Below are 18498 nucleotides of genomic sequence, written 5' to 3' on the forward strand. Positions count from 1 at the left end.
TTATTCCCTCTCACGATCATTTTCGATGCTTTCCTTTATTGCCAAGACAACATCTTTTCTAACGGTATCTGCAGCTAATCTTATCGAATTCTTGATGGCTTTTGCTTTAGAACTACCATGACTGATGATACAAACCCCGTTTATGCCCAAAAGTTGAGCTCCACCGTATTCCTGATAATCGAGTTTTCTTTTCAACTTTTTGAGACCTGGGGCTAGAAGAAGTCCTCCCAATCTTGAGGCAAAGGATTCGGTAATAGTCGATTTCACCTTAGAGAAAAACATTTCTGCCATACCTTCCATCAATTTAAGAGCTACATTGCCTGTGAATCCATCACAAACTACGATATCCGCTTTTCCAAATAGAATGTCTCTCCCTTCCATATTACCTATGAACTTCAATTTGGATTTCTCCAATAGTCCATAAGCCTCTTGAACTAGCTCATTTCCTTTACCTCTTTCCTCCCCTATATTTAGGATTCCGATGGAAGGATTCTCAATTCTCAGTACATTTGTGAGATAGGCTTGACCCATCTTAGCGAATTGGAATATGTTTTGAGGTTTACAATCCGTGGTAGCTCCAACATCCAGCAAAAGAACGGGTTTACTAGGAGTAGGAATGATGGTGGCAATAGCCGGCTTGGAAATTCCCTTGATGCGACCTAGAATCAAGAAAGCTGCACCGACAACAGCCCCAGTGTTGCCAGCAGAAACGATTGCATCTCCCTTTTTTTCCTGGACCAACTTCATTCCTACAACTATAGAGGAATTTTTCTTGGCTCTCACTGCCCAAGAGGGGTTTTCGCCCATTTCAATTACTTCAGGAGCCGCTTCAATGGTAATATTACCGGGGGCACCAAACCCGGTCAGCTTGTCCTCTAAGATATCAAGACGACCCACCAATGTTAGTTCAACGCCGGTTTCTTCCTTGGCAGCCAGAATTGCTCCCTTAACAATCTCCTCTGGAGCATAGTCGCCTCCCATTGCATCTACTGCTATTCTCACCATCTTATCCCCAAATGCCAGTGCAATCCCTCTTCCATGAATTTATTCTATTTCCATTACGCGTTTGCCGCCGTAATAACCGCAGTTCGGACAAACGCGGTGAGCTAGTTTTGGTTGATGGCACTGTGGGCATTCCAAGAAAGTGGGCATGGAAATCCTCCAATGTGCTCGTCTCTTACCTCGTCTGGATTTGGATATCTTTCTTTTTGGAACAGCCATTTTTACCCCCGTTCATAGTCGGTGGTTTTAAACCATTGATTATAGGCTATCGACAATTGACTGAATTTAACTCTATCGATCACCGATGATTTACTTCTTCAGTAATTTCTTAAGGATTAAGAATCGAGAATTGATTTCTTGCTTTGAACAATCACACATCCCCTCGTTTAAATTCTTTCCACATATTGGGCACAAACCTTTGCATTTGGGATTGCAAAGTACCTTCATGGGAATGACCAACAAAAATGCCTGTTCAATGACTGGAGCTAGATCTACCCTCTCGCCCATGATGGGAAAGGTTTCACTTTCCTCAAGCTCTTGTGATTTTGATGGATGGCAGAATATTTCCTCTATCTTCACTTTCATAGGACAAGCAAATTCTTTAAGACAGCGGTTGCATTGCAGAATTAAAGTTCCTTCAGCGGTTCCTTGAGCGAGCACGCCGGAGTCCACATTCTCAAGGGTTAAATTCAAATCCACTGGTTTGGCGAATTTGACCTCCCGCGTTCCCAGGTTTAGAGGGGAAAATTCCTTGCTCATCTTGATCTCCAATTCTTTTCCCAATTCTCTTAATAAATCGGATACATCAATTATTAATTCAGCCACTTTTCTCCTTTCCTCATTAGACAAAAATTATATCATAATCTTGCATCCGCTAAAGTTTAATCCCAAAAAATCGAAAAAATTCTTGTGGAAGGGGAAGGATACACAAGAACTTTGAAATTAAGATCGGGAAAATAAAGGTTTTATCACCGATAAAAAGGACTTTCAGCTTTTGGATTCCATCTTCCCTTGAAGTCTATCTCTTCCTCTTTGCACAGCTGTGAGGAGTTTTCCCAGATTTACCTCTAGATTGGCGAGCATCTCATCAGCATAATCCTCAGCGCCCAATCGAATTTCTCTCTCCTTTGTTCTGGCCATTTCAATGATTTCCGCCGCTTTTTGCTCAGCCAATTTTACAATTTCGGTTTCGGATGTGATGGCTTGTGCCTTCTGTCTAGCCTCATCTATGATGCGATTCGCTTCCTTCTCTGCTTCCGCCAGCATCTCCTGTCTTTCCTTTACAATCCAGCGAGCTTGTTTTAACTCTTCGGGAAGCGTACCCCGCACCTGATCAATGATTTCATAAAGCTTTTGTTCGCTAATTACAACGCTTGAACTAAGTGGAACCTTTTTGCCACGAGCGATAAGATCTTCCAATTTGTCGATTAGAGCCATGATATCCATGGTTATAGACCCCCTCTCTTTGATGGAGAGTGTATTTTGAGCAAGCTCTCTTCAACTTCCGAAGGAACAAGTCCTTTGACGCAACCGCCGTATTCGGCTATCTCCTTTACAGCACTGGAACTCAAGTAGGCACATTCTGGGCTAGCCATCATGAATAGAGTTTCAATTGTGGGATCGAGCTTTCGATTGAGTTGAGCCATTTGAAATTCGTGTTCAAAATCGGAGACTGCTCTCAAACCCCTAATTATTACATGAGCATTGTGTTTCCTGGCAAATTCAACAACTAAAGTATCAAAGGTATCGACGACGACATTCTTCATGCCTGAGGTGGCGTTCGTTGCGAATCTTATTCTTTCCTCCAATGAGAAAAGTGGCTTTTTGGGAGGGCTTTTAGCTATGCCCACTACGACTTTATCGTAAAGATTAAGGGCTCTTTCGATTATATCCAGGTGTCCTGTAGTAATGGGATCATAACTTCCTGGACAAACTGCTACTCGCATGGTGGCCTCCTTAAATTCAAATTTCTCCCTCGCCTTTGTGGAATTTATATCTATTTTCTCATTAGCATCTGGGGTGTTCGCCACATTTGATCTTACTGTAAAAACTCAACGCTGTATCCCCATATCTCCGAGTAAATTGAATTTCCAAATTTTCATTGGGAATCGGAGCCCTGCGAGAAGAATGTTCTAAAACCGCTACTCCTTCAGGAGCCAGAAAACCTGCGATTTTGTTAAGGACTGAATTTAATTCGACAACGTTAATTTTATAGGGAGGGTCTAGAAAAATCAAATTAAATTCTTCATTTTCCTCAAGTAGACGCTTAACAATTTCCTCAACCTTATTCTTAAGGATTCTAGCTTTTTGGGAAAAACCCGTGTGTTCTAAATTTCTCTTTAAAGCCCGAATTGAGGAGGGATTATCATCCACAAAAACCGCAAATTCCGCTCCTCTACTCAAGGCTTCGATACCAAGGCTACCCGCCCCCGCATATAAATCAAGGACTTTGGATTCCTTGACTTTTTCTCCAAGGATATCAAAGAGCGCCTCCTTTATCCTATCCGCGGTGGGACGTACCTCTCTTCCCCTTGGAGCTACTAATTTCCTTCCCCTCGCAATACCTGCAATAACCCTCATCTAAAATCAGTTCGTTATATTAGCTGTGGAATAGCCACTCTAAATTAGCTGCAAATTTCCTTTTTACCTCGCCTAACAATAAACGATGTTCCAGTTGGGATAAATTGGGGTCACCTTCAACCAATTCAAATGCCTCTTTTCTGGCTTTTAAGAGGATGTTGATATCCCTTGTGAGTTTAGCCAGTTTTAAATCGGGCAGACCCGATTGACGGGTACCAAAAAGCTCACCTTCGCCACGGATTTCAAGATCGGCTTCGGCGAGTTTAAAACCATCGATAATATTTCCAATGGCCTCAATGCGTCTTTTGCCTTCATCAGTAACCGGATCGGCGAAGAGGATGCAGTAAGATTTATACTTTCCCCTACCGATTCTACCTCTTAATTGATGCAGTTGAGCCAGACCGAACCGTTCAGCGTCCTCGATTATCATGACTGAGGCATTGGGTACATCGATGCCCACTTCTATGACCGTCGTCGAGATGAGTATATCCAGTGAACCATCTCGGAACTTTCGCATGACTTCTTCCTTCTCCGCAGGTTTAAGCTTGCCGTGGATGAAACCAACTCTTAAGTCGGGGAAGATTTGAGTTCTAAGCCTCTCGACTTCTTCCATCACCGCTTTTACCTCTAATTTATCGGACTCCTCAATTAGAGGACAAATGATATAGCCCTGTCGCCCTCGTTTTATTTCGCTTTTCATCTTCTCATAAGCCCACCGTCGATGTTCGCGATCACAAATGATGGTTTCCACATGTTCCGCTAGCTTTCTTCCCTTGGGAAGTTCACGAATGATGGATACATCTAAATCGCCGTAGAGAGTGAGGGAAAGCGTTCGAGGGATCGGAGTAGCCGTCATGATGAGAACATCTGGATTATATCCTCGCCCGCCGTGTTTTGGGGCCTTTTCCTTTAAGTTCACTCTTTGCCTCACCCCGAATCGATGTTGTTCATCGATTACCGCCAATCCCAAAGATTTAAACTGAACTCCTTCTTGAATGAGGGAATGGGTGCCCACGACGAGATGCACCTCTCCTTGGCGGATTTTCTCTTGAATCTCCCCTTTCTCTTTGGGGGATGTACTCCCAGTAAGCAGGGTTACCCTAATACCAAGGGACTCTACCAAATCTCTAATTTTGTGGAAATGTTGCTCGGCTAAAACCTCGGTGGGAACCATTATTGCCCCTTGATGCCCATTTTGGATGGTGATGAGCAAAGCGGCTACAGCAACAATGGTCTTTCCCGATCCCACTTCTCCTTGCAAAAGTCGATTCATGGGATGGGGACTGGCTAAGTCTTCCTGTATCTCGGCGATTGCTCTTTTTTGATCTCCGGTTAGTTCGTAAGGCAATGATGAATAAAAATTCTTTAGGAGCTCGCCTTCGATGATATGCCTGATTCCATTGGTCTCTCGCTCCAAACGCTTTTTTCGAATGGCTAAGCCAAGCTGCATCAGGAAAAGTTCCTCAAATAGAAGTCTTGATCTCGCCCTGTGGCATAAGGATTCCGTAGTTGGGAAATGAATTTCTTGAAGGGCAAGGGATCTGGGGAGTAAATCAAACTTTACGCGGAGCCAGGCTGGAAGAGCATCAGGTAAATCTGCATAATTGTCTATCAGGCATTTTATAATCCGACGTATCATACCTACTGAAAGTTTCTGTGTGGCTGGATGTAAGGGCACGATTCTACTGGTGTGAACGGTATCCTGTCCTAAATCCGTCTTCTCGTCGAGAATATCGAAGAGCGGACTTTCGATCTGTAACTGTCCAAACCTGTAGGAAACTTTTCCACTGAAGGCAACGATTGTTCCTCCCCTTAATCTTTCAGCAATAGAGTTCTGATAATCATATCGAGCGGAGGCTTTTGAGAACCATACTCCATAAAGGTAAGCTGTTCCATCATAGATTCCAATGTTTAACAATCGAGTGCCCCTACGCCCTTTAACCCGGCGGATGGCTCGTACAACGCCCACTACGGTGACTTCTTCTCCCACTTTAACATCTGAAATCGCCCTCAACTTGGCCAGATTTAAATAGCGGTAGGGAAAATGATATAATAAATCCTCAATATCCTCAATATTGAGCCGTTTTAGATACCGAGCATTGGCAGCCCCCACATATTTTAATGAGCGGACGGGGGAGTCGAGGAAAATCTGGTTGTGAGATAATCTTCGCTTCGGAAGAGATTCATCGAGAAGGAATTTTGTAGAATCAAATCTATTCAGTAAGATTAACCGATACGGAATTGAAATCTTCGAATAATTCCGAAATGCCTCGGAAAATTGCTCATCCAGATTTCTTGATATAATACTCTCCTTATTTTTTAAATAGCTACCAAAACCTCCGATTACTGCATTATTTTGAGCTCCTAACCTTTTCTCTAACGCTAGAGCTTTAAAGATACCGTGGACGGAGCCTGCCTCCAAAATTTCCTCCTTATGATTCCACCTTTACTCAAAGGTGAATTGAACACACCCAAGCATCCTAGGAGTAATTCTTGCTTTGTTTATTATCATCGATGGACTCCAAATCATTTAAATCTTTCACGATTGCATCTACATCTACACCGTGCATTAAGGCCCCAATTTCAATGCTTTCCATAGTTGCTGCTACACAAGCGATACATCCCATGCCATGCTTTATGAAGATTTCCCTTGCCCTTGGGTGTGCTAGGAGAGCTTCTCGAATTCTCATCTCCTTGTTGAATTGCATGGATCTCTCCTTCCCATCGAGAACCACCAAGGGATTACCAAATTTATTATACATCATAATCATTGACCCTCAAAGGGAGGTATTTTCTTGCCAAAATGGTAAGGTGATGTTATCCTTTTAGGGATTTCAATGGCCTTTATATGGGTTTATTGGGAGCGTAGAAATGGCAAGAAGGTGTGAAATTTGCGGTAAGGTACCATCCCTTGGGTATAGGATCAGCCATTCGCATCGAAAAACTCCCCGGCGGTGGAGTCCAAACTTAAGAAAGGTTCGAGCGATAATAGATGGCTCGCCAAGAAAGATAAGTGTTTGTACCAAATGTCTTAAGGCAGGCAAAGTTGTAAGAGCTTGAGTGGAAGCAAAGTTGGACTTGAAACTCACCCCTTGATGGCCATTGGCAAAATTTGGGATCTTCCTTTACCTATTAAATAAGCGGATTTGATTTTTTGAAGTACATATTCCTCTGCTAGTTCGACGGCTTTTGGGACTTCCACACCCTGAGCGAGGTGAGCTGCCAAAGCGGAGGAAAAAACGCAACCCGTCCCTCGGACATTTGATTCCACTTTTTCGTGCATGTATTCGTAATATGTAGTTCCATTCCACAGGATATCCATGCACTTTTCTCCCTCAAGATGTCCTCCTTTAATCAATACCCACTCGGATCCAAAAAGGTGAATCGCCTGAGCAGCTCTTCGCATGTCGTCAAAATCCCTTATGGGAAATCCCGCCAATTTTTGAGCCTCGGGGATGTTTGGTGTCACCACTTTCGCCAGTGGGAAGAGACGAACTCTCATCAAGGAAGAACCACTTGGTCCCAAAAGAATGGTACCATCGGTGGCCTCAATAATCGGATCCACCACGAGGTTTTCAACTCCATAATCCTCAAAAATTTCCGCAATGGTTTTAACATTTTCCCTCGTTCCCAGCATTCCTATCTTAGCTGCATCCGGCCTGGCATCGGTGAGAATTGCCCTAATTTGATCACCGACGATTTGGTGAGAAACATTATGGATGGTCATTATCCCGGAGCTATTTTGAGCGGTAACCGATGTTATCACGGAGAGAGGAAAAATCCCTAGTTCAAGGAGGTTGAAAATATCGGCTTGTATTCCCGCTCCCCCACTTGGATCCGAACCTCCTATGGTGAGCACCTTCCTGATTTGCATTTTTTATCTCCTCTCTTGAAATGTTCATAGCCAAACGTAGTAAGCTGAGAAACCTTTCCCTCTTTATTGACTAAGCATATTCCCTCTTTTCGATCGACGATTTCCCCAACCTCCGTAACCAGGGTGCCCGTTTCCCCTAATAAGCAATTCTTTATCTCTTCCGCTTTAGATGGAGGTGCGGTGAACACTATCTCGTAGTCCTCTCCACCATAAAGTGCAAAATCCAATGGTTTCTTTCCCAGAGCCAAAGCTATTTCCCTTACTCCCTTGGCCACCGGAATTCGATAAGCAAGGATTCTTGCTCCCACTCGACTTTCCTCACAGATGTGATTAATCTCGCTTGCTAACCCGTCGCTTATATCCTCCATGGCGTGAGCACCATGCTTTGAAGCGATTCTTGCCTCGACTACCCTTGGTATAGGTACTAGGTGAGCTCTCCTTAAGCTCTTCTCGTATCGAAAAGAGCCTTTAAACTGAGGATTCAGAAGTAGCTCTAATCCAGCTTTGGATGCACCTAGTCTCCCCGTGACTAAAATTTTATCTCCGATTGTAGCCTCGCTCCTTCTCCTAAGATATGCCGGTTCAACTTCGCCGATTATTGTGACGCTCAAGGTTATGTGGGGAGCCTCGGTGGTATCTCCCCCAACTAGTGTTAAATGGTATTTGCGTATTGCCTTCATCATCCCCCTGTAGATCGCCTCGGCGAATTCTACGCTTGTTTTAGTTTTTAAACCCATAGAAACTAAAGCAAAGCGAGGAATACCCGCCATGGCAGCAATATCACTGATGTTTATGGCCATTGCCTTGTAACCGAGCTCATTGGGGGAAGTAGTGTCCAATTTAAAGTGCACACCTTCGACGAGAATATCGGAGGTTAAGATCAATAATAGATTTGGATCAGAAGTCACCACCGCAGCGTCGTCTCCTATAGGAACAATGATGCGCTTATCCTTTACTGCAGCCATCTTTGAAATTCTCCTTATAAGACCAAACTCGCCAATATCCTCGATGAGCATGGTGACATCTAGTCCATTTCCTCAATATAGTTTTAGCATCTTTTGATTCGCGGCGATTTAAAGAATTCAGCTACTAACTTCATGGCGCAAAATTCCCCGCACATCGTGCACACATCCTCCTGTAGACCCCTTCTTTCCTCACGAGTTTTTCTGGCCTTTTCAGGATCGATGGCTAGTTTCATTTGTCTTTTCCAGTCTAAGGCTTTTCTAGCCTTGGACATCTGTAAATCCCACTCCGCTGCACCAGGGATACCCTTAATGATGTCGGCTGCATGGGCTGCAATTTTTGCAGCAATGACACCCTCTCTTACATCTTCGATTGTGGGAAGGCCGAGATGCTCTCGGGGAGTCACGTAGCAGAGAAAATCGGCACCTGAAGCAGCAGCGATCGCTCCGCCAATTGCAGAGGTAATGTGATCATAACCGGGTGCTACATCAGTAACTATCGGTCCCAAAAGGTAGAAAGGAGCACCCTTGCATATGGATTTCTCCATTTTTACTGTAGCCTCGATTTGGTCAAGGGGCACGTGACCTGGACCCTCGACCATAACCTGAACTTCAGCCTTTCTCGCCTTATCTACCAGTTCACCTAAGGTTAAAAGCTCCTCGACTTGAGCTCTATCTGAGGCGTCGGCTATGCATCCAGGTCTCATGCCATCACCAAGGCTTAAGGTAACATCGTACCTCTTCGCTATCTCAAGTAACCTATCGAATTGCTCATAGAGGGGATTCTCTTTATCGTTGTGGAGCATCCAGCCGATTATAAATGCTCCCCCCCGGCTGACCACATCAGTTATGCGTCCTTCTTGAGTTAAGGCGTTGAGAGCCTTCCAGGTAACACCACAATGAATGGTCATGAAATCCACGCCATCCCTTGCCTGGACTTCTATGACATTAAAGATATGGTCCGGGGTCATTTTTACAATATTTCCGTATTTAATCTTGGCATCTATGGCTGCTTGGTAGATGGGTACGGTGCCTATGGGGATGGAAGATTTGGTAATTATCGCTCTCCTTATCTTGTTTAAATCTCCCCCCGTACTCAAATCCATGACGGTATCAGCACCAGCTTTTACAGCTACCTTAAGTTTCTCAAGCTCCTCATCTATGAGGGGGAAATCCTCTGATGTACCGATATTTGCATTGACCTTTGTGTGCAAAGCCTCTCCTATCCCTGCGGGACGGGCGGAGGGGTGATTGATGTTTCTGGGGATGACGATTTTGCCTTGAGTAATGTTTTGAAGGATCAAATTTAAATTTACCCCTTCTTCCCGGGCCACTCTCTTTATTTCTTCGGGGATTTCCCCCGCTTTGATCCTAGTCACCAACGTGGCCATATTACTCCTCCTTTAGCTTAGCTTTGACCTCTCTGATCTTTCTTAGAAGTTCTGAGGTTGCTCTCTTCACATCGGTGGCACAAGCCACAGCAGAGATCACCGCCACTCCATCTGCTCCCGCTTTGAGCACATCCTCGATGTTATTCAGGGTTATCCCACCTATGGCAACGATTGGAGTTTTCACGGAACTCCTTATTTCAGATAAAGTACCCAATCCCACGGGCTGACCGGCATCGCTTTTGCTCGGAGTGAGAAAGATCGAGCCAACTCCAAGGTAATCTGCACCCTCTCTTTCCGCTCGAACTGCCTCTTCAATGCCACCTACAGAAACGCCGATTATTTTTTCCTTCCCCAGGATTCTCCGAGCATAAAGGAGGGGCATATCCTCCTGACCTAAGTGCACCCCATCGGCATCGATGGCTAAAGCTATATCGATTCGATCATTGATTATAAAGAGAGTCCCAGACCGGTGGGTCAACTTTTTAATCTCCGCTGCTATTCTCAGGATATCTCGCGTGTACCTGTCCTTCTCCCGCAATTGGATTACAGTGGCTCCTCCTGCGATCGCATCTCGAGCGACATCGATATGTGTCCGGCTCAGAACCGGTATTTCCGTGGTGATCACGTAGAGATCTAAATTCATATTCTCCTCTTTGGAATCATTCTTCACCTTTAAATCTACTTTTTAAGATGAAGGATGCTATGTCGGCTGCTCTTCTTCCCGAAAGGAACATCCCTCCAAATATGGCACCCATCCGTGGAGAACCAAAGACCGTGGCTACAGCCATACCGGCAACTATAAGACCGGGAAAGATCTCGCATGTTCTATCCACGACTTCTTTCTCACCTGCTTCGGACCACATGCAACTCTCTCCAATGACCTTACCCGTAAGTGTGGGAAAATTAGCCTCCGAGATTTTTTGAGAAACAACGCGAGCCACCTCAGCTCCATGACCCGTGGCATCTATTACGAGTTTCGATTTTACGGCGAGAGGATCGACATGGAGATGTGCAGCTTCAACGGCACCCCAATTTATAACTACACCGGTAACCCTGTTCCCTTCACGGATTATTACATCCTCGACGCTCATACCTATCCATATCTTGGCTCCTGCCTCGATGGTTGCAGTTGTACATCTTGAAACCGTTTCCACCGAGTCGGCTCTGTAGTAGCCGCCTGGATACTGTTCTAACTTCACTCCTAGTCCATCGAGAATCCCTTTGGCCCTTTCTTGTATCACGATCTTTGGGAAAAGCATACCTCCTCCCCACATTCCTCCTCCAACATAGAGATTTCTTTCAAAAACTGCGACCCTATAATTTTCTTGAGCCAAATATCGAGCTGCAGTTAATCCGGCAGGACCAGCCCCAGCAATGGCCACATCCAAATCGAGACGTTTGGAAAAATCACTCCAGAATCCGTCAATTATGGCTCTGGTCACCACAGTTTCTTCCAAGGCTTCCCGAGTGCTAAGATCCTTTACCACGATGACCTCCTTTGAAAGAACTTTTAATAGATCGAGATAAAAAAAAACCGTATTTCCAGCGGAAATACGGTTTTAAAGATATTATCCCTCCGCTGGCATTACCCAGAGCAGGTTCAAAGGGTCGTTCGATGATATCGAACCTCTCAGCCCGTAACACGAGCTCCCCTGAAATCTGTGAAGTTTTCATGATTATACACAAATTCAATGCCCTTTGCAAATGCATATTTATTTCACTCCCTTGATATGCTAACTTATAAGCGGAGATTTGGAGGCATTCGATGGATTTAAAGGGTAAGAGACCGGATGAGATCGGGAAATCTGAACACTTTACATACACACGGGCCGGCGTCGATTCCGCCAGGGAGGAGGTTGCCTTGGAGGAGCTGCTGAAGTGGATCAAGAAGACCTTTCGATTGAGGAAGGAAGTTGGAGTGGCGAAACTTAAGATGGGTTACTTTGCCAATGTCATCGATATCGGACGGAATATGGGAATCGCCATTTCAACCGATGGAGTGGGGACAAAGGTTCTCATCGCACAAATGATGGGCAAATATGACACCATTGGAATTGACTGCGTAGCCATGAATGTCAATGACATCCTCTGCGTAGGAGCAGAGCCGATTTCCATGGTGGATTACATAGCAGTTCAGGAACCACACCCTGACCTACTGGAAGGGATTGGAAAAGGACTTTATCGAGGGGCTCAAATGGCGAGGATAACCATTCCCGCCGGGGAGATAGCCCAACTAAAGGAGTTAATTAAGGGCAAGAGAGAAACCTATGGCTTTGATTTGGTGGGTACATGCGTTGGCATTGTCTCTCTCGATAAGGTGATCATGGGGCAGGATATCCAAGAGGGGGATATTGTGCTGGGTTTGGAAAGCAGCGGTATCCACAGCAATGGTTTAACGCTGGCACGTCAAATTTTCTTTGACAAGATGGGTTTTGATGTCAACGAGTACTTCGATGAGTTGGGAAGGACCATTGGCGAGGAGCTTCTGGAACCTACCAGGATTTATGTTCCCGAGGTCACGGAAATTCTAAATTCGGATTTAAACGTGAGAGCCTTGATACATATCACGGGGGATGGTTTTCTCAATTTAACTAGGGTGGCCTCGGAGGTAGGATATGTAATAAATTACCTACCTGAACCGCCACCGATATTTTCTTTGATTAAAAAGCTGGGCAACGTAACCGATGAAGAAATGTACAAAGTTTATAACATGGGCATCGGTTTTTGCCTGGTTATGGCACCAGATGATCTGGCACCTGCTTTGGAGATTATAAAGAAACACGATATAAAGGGCTATCAAATTGGTTGTGTAAGGGGTAGGGAGAGAAGGATAATAATTGAACCCAGAAAACTCACGAGCAAAGGAAATAGATTTTATGGATATTAGTAAATTAATTCCTGATTTCTTCGCGCGTAAGCTATGGGCAAATACAGGATTAAAGAGTGGTTGGGAGGGATTGACTTTGAAACTTCGAGCACATCATCTGCTGTGCATCCATGGGTTTCGGGGATTGGGTTACACCTCTGCATTCGTTGATACTCTGAGGAGAACGATTCAAATCATTAAGGCGAATGAAAACTTATTAATCGAACTCACAAATGAATGCGACATCCTCTGTTTCGCTTGTCCTCATAAGCTTGGCAATAAATGCGTCAAAGATGGGTTTTCGTGTGAAAAGAAAGTGAGGGAACTTGACGGTGAGGTATTAAGTTGCTTAGGGTTGAAGCCTGGATCTACTATATCGGTAAAGGCTCTGTTTCCGTTGATTCAAAGGAAGATCGATGAGAAGGATTTGGAGCGGATGTGTGGGGGTTGTGAATGGTTTGACCTTGGTTACTGTCGGGAGGGACTAACAAGGGGACTTTTGCAGTAAAATAGATAAGAGGTAAAATCTCACTTAAAACTATTCGGAAGTTTTCAATATGGGATAAGGATTGATGGCTCTTCCCCCGCCTGGGTGGAATTCGAAGTGAAGGTGGGATGATCCACCTCTTGCATTTCCAGTATTGCCCACGTAACCAATTGTTTGACCGGCTTCAACGCGACCTTCCGTTACAGCATAGCTGCTGAGATGCATATAACAGTAGGTATTCCCGTCGTCTCCATAGAGATATATAGGTCGCTTTTACGCGTACCACTGACACAAGCCACGCAGGGGGTGCCACGTAGGGCAAAGATATCACAACCCTGGTGGCGGTGTCCCCTTCTGGGAGCTCCCCAAGAATTACAATAGGCATGGGGTCCCGCCACGGGAAAATGAAACCCCCCTATACGATATCTTTGTGAACGGGCAGCGGCTACAAATTTTCGAGGTCTGTGTCGATTCCTTTTGCAGTCGAATCAATTGAGCTTGAGTTCTCGAAAATAAAGACTTTTGTTTGGCTAATTCTTTCTCCATCTCACGCTGCTTTATCTTAAGCGATTTCACGAGTACTCTTTGTCGAATACTTTGGGCGGTGAGTTCATTCTTCATCCCTTCAATCTCAGCCAGGTTTCGTTTAATTTCAACGAGATTATTTAGATCTTGTTCACCAATTGCCTGCATCAAATCGAAGCGCATTAGAAATTCAGAAAATGTCTTGGATCCGAATAATACATCCAGAAATTCAACATGACCATGGCGATAAAGGAAGTTGATCCTTTGAATTCAAAATAACCTGGCGGTGCTCAAGTTCTTTTTTGGCGGCTTCCAATTTTGTGGTTTTCTCGATATCGGCATTAATTCTAGCCAATTTTATCTGGGCGGAATTATACTCCATTGCCAGTTTATTTAATTTCTTGTTCAGGTTATAGATTTGATTTCTAATCTGGGATGTCGGTAACCTTTTCTTTTTTGCGGGGGAAGCAATGGAGATTGTGGGGACAATGAGGGAGAGGATCAAAAAGAGGGAAACAATTTGAAAGATTCTAAAGATGGGAATATCCCTTGATTCGATTTCCATCGCCCCCAGGAGGTATCCAAAAGCCAGACTCTCCTTTTAATATCATAAAAGAGCAAAAAATGTCAACCTAAAATACTCTTACCAAATCCATCTCTCTTGCTTTGCACTCTCATTATGATGAGGATAAACTATTTGTATGAAGTACATGGTCACAATTTTCATTGCTCAAGAAATTTCTCCTTTCTTTATAATCTAATGGAGCAAATAGAATCAGAGGAAAGGGAATGTGAAATGAGATTCTTTGTCATAGTTGTAATACCACTAGCCATCGGTGTCGCAATTATGATCCTCGTTCGTTATCTCCTGGTGAGGATGGTCACAAAATCCAATGAAGAGAGGGGAAAGGAGCCCGTTTCAAATTCAAAAATTAAAACTCAAAATGAAAAATGACAAAGTAAGAACCAAAAATTAAGGTCCTATGTCCAATGTTCAACGTTCAAGTCTTATAATTTTTGACTTTGGACAGAAGCGGCCCTGAGCAGAAGTTTATGGTTTTATGCCCCACTATGTATGAAGCAAAAGAGGTGAGATCGTGAGCAAAAAACCAGGGAAAAATCCCAAGTCTTTTGTGTTTGGAGCGACTGCTCTGAGTATCATCACCATCTTTGGATGTGCAAAGCATGGTTTGAAGGAAAAAGCAGTGGTCAAGGAGAAGCGAGAAAAACCAGCTGAAGTCAGGAGATGGGAAAAGAAGATACCAAAGATTTCTGAAGAAGTTTCAAAAAAGCAAGAGATTATCGAGCAAGGTCTAGTTGCCTTGACCCATGAAGCAACCATGTCTCAATCCACGAGAAAAGCCGTTGAACTCGCCGGTGGTTTTGGGTTCATCAAATCCGGTGAAACCATTCTGGTTAAGGTCAACGCAAATTCATATGATCCCTATCCTGGAACTACAAATCCTGAGGTGGTAAAAGAGGTAGTGAAGATGGCTTTTGAGGCTGGTGCAGGAAGGGTAATCGTAGCTGATAGATCCAGCATTTACGGCCCCTGGTCTAATACCATGTATAACATGCGCCGAGTTGGGATTGAAAGAGCAGCTCGGGAGGCGGGAGCAACGGTGATAGCTCTTGAGAACACCGAGTGGATTCATATAAGACCGGAAGGTGCGACTCACTGGAAGGAGGGATTCACCATCCCCAAACTTGTTCAAGAGGTGGATTACATCATTAATCTGCCGGTGGTAAAGACCCATGAAGCCGCGGTTTTCTCCATGTCTCTTAAAAATTTTGTTGGACTTATCTCACCTCATGATCGAAGGGTGATGCACGCTTCACCTCATCTTCAGGAGATGATCGCGGATTTAAATCTGGCTTTTAAACCGAGTTTCATAGTCATGGATGCAAGCAGGGTTTTTGTTACCGGGGGACCGGCGAGGGGAAGGATAAAAGAGCCACGGATCATTGTGGCTACGAGGGATAGAGTGGCTGCAGATGTTGTGGGATTGGCCCTTTTAAAAACCTTGGGCACCACGTCAAGAATTGAAAAAAGAAGTGTGTGGGATCAGCCACAAATTAGAAGGGCGATGGAACTCGAGTTAGGAATCCACGATGCTAGTGAGCTTAAATTCAAATGGGAATCGATTGCAGACATGGAGAGGATTACCGATTATGCTCTGCACTAGCAAAGCTAAAGCCAAAATATGTCAAGAGCTCCATAACTCATAACTCATGTCCCATGACCAAAGGGAATTTAAAATGGAATATCTTCGGGATACGCCGTTTCCTTTACGGGTATCCGTATTTCACCTCTGATGGGACATATCTCCAAGAAATCGCACCAGGGACAAAAGTGATTCCTTTGAGGCTCAAACTCCCGAGTACCCTTGATTTTCCCCACGATATTTGCAATCTCTCTTAGACCCTCTTGAAGTTGCTCATCCGTCCTGAAGGTATCGATTTGCTTGTTCGACTGGAGAAAATAGATGGTCAGTTTAATTGGTTCAAAGTGATATTTTTCTCTAATGGCTAAATTATAAAAGGTCAGTTGGAGATCTCCATCGGCTTCCTCCGAGGTCATAGACTTAGCGCCGGTCTTATACTCGATTACCTGGAAGATTCCATTATCCAGCCTATCAATTCGATCTACAACTCCCACGAAGATTAGATCCTCTATCTTGACTTCGAAATTAAGTTCTGTAAATAGGGGCTGGACTCGACAATCGTTGGAGCGATAAAACCGTTCCAAAATTTTCAAAGCCTTCTTTCCCCAAATCCTTTCCTCATCTCGATTGCCGAAGCCCTCTCTAATCCAATTCTTGCGCAATAAATAATGAAGCTTTTCAAGGCTTCTGTCCTCTGGATTTGAAATCCTGAAAAAATCGCGAAGGGCACGGTGAATACTTTCCCCCATACTCATGGGGGGACGAGGTTTTCTATACTGCTTTCCCAAACAATCCACGTAGAGAAAGCGGTATTTGAGGGGACATTGCTGAAAAGTTGCCAATTTGAAATAGCTTATCTTCATAAATACTCCTAGTTCGGTCGGGGCCGTTGCTGCTGCTGTTCCCAGACGAGTCGGGGCTTAACGGTTCTCTTAAGATGCGCCTTCCAGGATACTCTTAGACCATCACCTCTGCAGGCACCTCAGACGAGCCATATAGCCGTCCAGGCGACTATTGACCGCTCTTAAGCTTTTGGAAAACCCGACCAGCAACACCCTGGTCTAGGAAAACATAGCTTGCTCGTCCCACAGAGCCGATGCGCCCTGGAAGGACGATGGTCTCGATGTTTTCCCTTTTTACTGAGACCACCAATCTTGCGAGCTGGAACATCTCCTTATTCGATAAATTAGTTTCACAATTGCTGGTGACTATGGGCAACCAATTTAACAGGTCAAAGGGGGAATTCTTGTGCCCTTCTTGTTCAAAGATTGCTACCAGCAGATGCTGCTGATGAGCTGCTCGCCCTAGGTCACCACCGGGGATATGTCTCGCTCGGCAGTAGGCCAGGGCTTGACCGGGATCGAGTTTTTGAGGACCGGCAGGAAGATTTGCCCCTGCCCATCTGTCATATAAGGGTTTGTCCAAGGTAATTTGAACACCCCCTAAACTTTGGATCATTCTCATGAAACCATTAAAGGTGGTGACCATGTAATAATGAATCTGTAATCCACTGTAGTTTTCGACGGCGCGGACCGTAAGCTCGGGTTTACCAAAGGCCATGGCTGAATTAATCTTCCCATAGCCCCTCCCGGGAATATAAACTCTGGAATCTCTGGGAAAGGATACGAGAGTAGCCGATTGAGTTGAGGGATTGATTTGAACCAGAATTATAGCATCGCTACGTCCAACTATACTTTCAGTGCGAGAATCGCTTCCCAGAAGCAAGATACGCACGGACTCTTTGGAATATGAGTCTAGAGAAACCTCAATCCGGCGTTGAATCTTAATGGTCGGTTTTTTCCTCGCAGTTTTGATCCGCTCGCAACACAGCCCCGATAAAACGAGGAAAAAGAGGAGAAGCAAGCAGAGAATCTTGCGATTCCAGCAAGGCATGGCCATCCCTACTTTGTCTTTTGAGATTTCAATTTTTGATCCACCTTATAATCGAAGATTTGCCAATCGCCCGTGGCACTCGGTTCCAAGAGAAATGTAGCCGCATTTTCAAGCACAACCTTGTCTCCACTTTTAAGGACATAAACTGCATTAACTCCAACTTCAGCCACAGCCAGGGCTGGCTTGAGATTATTGTCGAAGTTAATCCAAAGTCTCGATACTTCAGCGCTCGCATTTTCAATGAAATTTACCTTGTTTGCCAAATCTGCGAGACAGAGGGCTTTGAAATCTTTGGTTTTTACGGTCTCTTGGACCTGGGGGGCAAAAAAGTTTCCCAATTTGGTGAATCTTCCTCCCTCCCACTGGGAAGGACTAAAAAATCCAACTTTGTAATAGCCCTCGATGAAATCGATAATCTTCTGGCTTTCTACCTCTCGAAGATGTGCTAACTCCTGAGCTTTTGAGGTGGCAATTTCATCGGCAATCACGGTTTCGATTTCCCCTATTTTAAATTTTGGGGTCATGAAGCGCTTTCGGTGTTCCTTGATTTTTTCCCCGCGTTTAGGAACACAGGAGGTGTGTGACACCACCATGAGGATTATCAAGCATAGGAACAGGAAAGGCAGAATCTTAGATATTCGATGCATAAAGTAAACACCCAATAAGCATGATTCTTTTTCCTCTCCATTTTTCCTTCCAAAATCTTTAATTTCAATGAGAAATGCCTTAAAGTAGAGGCGGGTCTTGTGCCCG

At 44.5% G+C, this 18498-nt stretch carries 24 protein-coding genes and 1 riboswitch; of the genes, 5 read left to right on the plus strand and 19 right to left on the minus strand.

Going from position 1 to position 18498, the window contains the following annotated elements; translation table 11 throughout:
* From plsX to QMD66_04530, 8 genes are all read right to left on the minus strand, one after another.
* On the minus strand, positions 1-1002 hold the full coding sequence (plsX, locus tag QMD66_04495; protein MDI6822113.1) for a phosphate acyltransferase PlsX: 1002 nt from the start codon (positions 1000-1002) through the stop codon (positions 1-3).
* Positions 1003-1044: 42 nt separating this feature from the next.
* Positions 1045-1221, minus strand: a complete 177-nt coding sequence (gene rpmF, locus QMD66_04500) for a 50S ribosomal protein L32 (GenBank protein ID MDI6822114.1) — start codon at positions 1219-1221, stop codon at positions 1045-1047.
* A gap of 90 nt (positions 1222-1311) precedes the next feature.
* The gene (locus tag QMD66_04505) at positions 1312-1827 is read right to left on the minus strand and encodes a DUF177 domain-containing protein (GenBank protein ID MDI6822115.1); all 516 of its coding nucleotides are present in this window, start codon (positions 1825-1827) and stop codon (positions 1312-1314) included.
* 162 nt (positions 1828-1989) lie between these two features.
* Entirely contained in the window at positions 1990-2448 is a 459-nt protein-coding gene (locus QMD66_04510; protein MDI6822116.1) for an ATPase, read from the minus strand.
* Positions 2449-2450: 2 nt separating this feature from the next.
* Positions 2451-2948 (minus strand): pantetheine-phosphate adenylyltransferase, encoded by a 498-nt coding sequence (gene coaD / locus QMD66_04515; GenBank protein MDI6822117.1) that lies wholly within the window; start codon positions 2946-2948, stop codon positions 2451-2453.
* 61 nt (positions 2949-3009) lie between these two features.
* Positions 3010-3582 (minus strand): 16S rRNA (guanine(966)-N(2))-methyltransferase RsmD, encoded by a 573-nt coding sequence (gene rsmD / locus QMD66_04520; protein MDI6822118.1) that lies wholly within the window; start codon positions 3580-3582, stop codon positions 3010-3012.
* Between the two features lie 19 nt (positions 3583-3601).
* Positions 3602-6004 carry an ATP-dependent DNA helicase RecG gene (gene recG, locus QMD66_04525; protein ID MDI6822119.1) on the minus strand — a complete coding sequence of 801 codons (2403 nt, stop codon included), beginning with the start codon at positions 6002-6004 and terminating at the stop codon, positions 3602-3604.
* Between the two features lie 58 nt (positions 6005-6062).
* Positions 6063-6347 carry a DUF1858 domain-containing protein gene (locus tag QMD66_04530; GenBank protein MDI6822120.1) on the minus strand — a complete coding sequence of 95 codons (285 nt, stop codon included), beginning with the start codon at positions 6345-6347 and terminating at the stop codon, positions 6063-6065.
* 106 nt (positions 6348-6453) lie between these two features.
* Between QMD66_04530 and rpmB the strand changes: the two genes are divergently transcribed.
* Positions 6454-6642: a 50S ribosomal protein L28 gene (gene rpmB, locus QMD66_04535; GenBank protein MDI6822121.1), complete on the plus strand. Its 189-nt coding sequence runs from the start codon at positions 6454-6456 to the stop codon at positions 6640-6642.
* Between the two features lie 25 nt (positions 6643-6667).
* Here the strand turns inward: rpmB and thiD are convergent, their stop codons facing one another.
* From thiD to QMD66_04560, 5 genes are read right to left on the minus strand one after another with little or no spacing between them, the layout of a single operon-like run.
* On the minus strand, positions 6668-7456 hold the full coding sequence (thiD, locus tag QMD66_04540) for a bifunctional hydroxymethylpyrimidine kinase/phosphomethylpyrimidine kinase (GenBank protein MDI6822122.1): 789 nt from the start codon (positions 7454-7456) through the stop codon (positions 6668-6670).
* Positions 7429-8472 carry a thiamine-phosphate kinase gene (thiL, locus tag QMD66_04545; GenBank protein ID MDI6822123.1) on the minus strand — a complete coding sequence of 348 codons (1044 nt, stop codon included), beginning with the start codon at positions 8470-8472 and terminating at the stop codon, positions 7429-7431. Before thiL ends, thiD begins: the two co-directional genes overlap by 28 nt.
* 32 nt (positions 8473-8504) lie before the next feature.
* Complete coding sequence (thiC, locus tag QMD66_04550; GenBank protein MDI6822124.1) at positions 8505-9809, minus strand: phosphomethylpyrimidine synthase ThiC; 1305 nt, start codon at positions 9807-9809, stop codon at positions 8505-8507.
* Between the two features lies 1 nt (position 9810).
* A complete protein-coding gene (gene thiE / locus QMD66_04555; protein ID MDI6822125.1) occupies positions 9811-10452 on the minus strand; it encodes a thiamine phosphate synthase in 642 nt (213 codons plus the stop codon).
* 16 nt (positions 10453-10468) lie between these two features.
* Positions 10469-11296 (minus strand): sulfide-dependent adenosine diphosphate thiazole synthase, encoded by an 828-nt coding sequence (locus QMD66_04560; GenBank protein ID MDI6822126.1) that lies wholly within the window; start codon positions 11294-11296, stop codon positions 10469-10471.
* 66 nt (positions 11297-11362) lie between these two features.
* Positions 11363-11473: riboswitch (TPP riboswitch) on the minus strand.
* A 101-nt stretch (positions 11474-11574) separates the two neighbouring features.
* On the opposite strand from QMD66_04560, the gene purM reads away from it, so the two are divergent.
* Together purM and QMD66_04570 are read left to right on the plus strand one after the other, a co-directional pair.
* Positions 11575-12696 carry a phosphoribosylformylglycinamidine cyclo-ligase gene (purM, locus tag QMD66_04565; protein MDI6822127.1) on the plus strand — a complete coding sequence of 374 codons (1122 nt, stop codon included), beginning with the start codon at positions 11575-11577 and terminating at the stop codon, positions 12694-12696.
* Positions 12697-12772: 76 nt separating this feature from the next.
* Positions 12773-13183, plus strand: a complete 411-nt coding sequence (locus QMD66_04570) for a DUF1284 domain-containing protein (GenBank protein MDI6822128.1) — start codon at positions 12773-12775, stop codon at positions 13181-13183.
* Between the two features lie 30 nt (positions 13184-13213).
* On the opposite strand, the gene QMD66_04575 is transcribed toward QMD66_04570, so the two are convergent.
* The 3 genes from QMD66_04575 to QMD66_04585 form a co-directional block, all read right to left on the minus strand.
* The gene (locus QMD66_04575) at positions 13214-13387 is read right to left on the minus strand and encodes a M23 family metallopeptidase (protein MDI6822129.1); all 174 of its coding nucleotides are present in this window, start codon (positions 13385-13387) and stop codon (positions 13214-13216) included.
* The gene (locus QMD66_04580; protein MDI6822130.1) at positions 13363-13560 is read right to left on the minus strand and encodes a hypothetical protein; all 198 of its coding nucleotides are present in this window, start codon (positions 13558-13560) and stop codon (positions 13363-13365) included. The genes QMD66_04575 and QMD66_04580 overlap by 25 nt, the downstream gene beginning before the upstream one ends.
* Before the next feature lie 356 nt (positions 13561-13916).
* On the minus strand, positions 13917-14252 hold the full coding sequence (locus QMD66_04585; GenBank protein MDI6822131.1) for a hypothetical protein: 336 nt from the start codon (positions 14250-14252) through the stop codon (positions 13917-13919).
* Positions 14253-14483: 231 nt separating this feature from the next.
* On the opposite strand from QMD66_04585, the gene QMD66_04590 reads away from it, so the two are divergent.
* Both QMD66_04590 and QMD66_04595 read left to right on the plus strand, forming a co-directional pair.
* The gene (locus tag QMD66_04590; protein ID MDI6822132.1) at positions 14484-14642 is read left to right on the plus strand and encodes a hypothetical protein; all 159 of its coding nucleotides are present in this window, start codon (positions 14484-14486) and stop codon (positions 14640-14642) included.
* Between the two features lie 142 nt (positions 14643-14784).
* Positions 14785-15873 carry a DUF362 domain-containing protein gene (locus QMD66_04595; GenBank protein MDI6822133.1) on the plus strand — a complete coding sequence of 363 codons (1089 nt, stop codon included), beginning with the start codon at positions 14785-14787 and terminating at the stop codon, positions 15871-15873.
* A gap of 68 nt (positions 15874-15941) precedes the next feature.
* Here the strand turns inward: QMD66_04595 and QMD66_04600 are convergent, their stop codons facing one another.
* The 3 genes from QMD66_04600 to QMD66_04610 form a co-directional block, all read right to left on the minus strand.
* On the minus strand, positions 15942-16715 hold the full coding sequence (locus QMD66_04600) for a PD-(D/E)XK nuclease family protein (protein MDI6822134.1): 774 nt from the start codon (positions 16713-16715) through the stop codon (positions 15942-15944).
* Between the two features lie 148 nt (positions 16716-16863).
* The gene (locus QMD66_04605) at positions 16864-17745 is read right to left on the minus strand and encodes an LCP family protein (GenBank protein MDI6822135.1); all 882 of its coding nucleotides are present in this window, start codon (positions 17743-17745) and stop codon (positions 16864-16866) included.
* An 8-nt stretch (positions 17746-17753) separates the two neighbouring features.
* Positions 17754-18392, minus strand: coding sequence for a hypothetical protein (locus tag QMD66_04610; GenBank protein ID MDI6822136.1), 639 nt, complete (start codon positions 18390-18392; stop codon positions 17754-17756).
* Positions 18393-18498 lie beyond the last annotated feature (106 nt).

The sequence above is a fragment of the Actinomycetota bacterium genome (genome assembly GCA_030018275.1).
GTDB lineage: Bacteria > Actinomycetota > Aquicultoria > Subteraquimicrobiales > Subteraquimicrobiaceae > Subteraquimicrobium.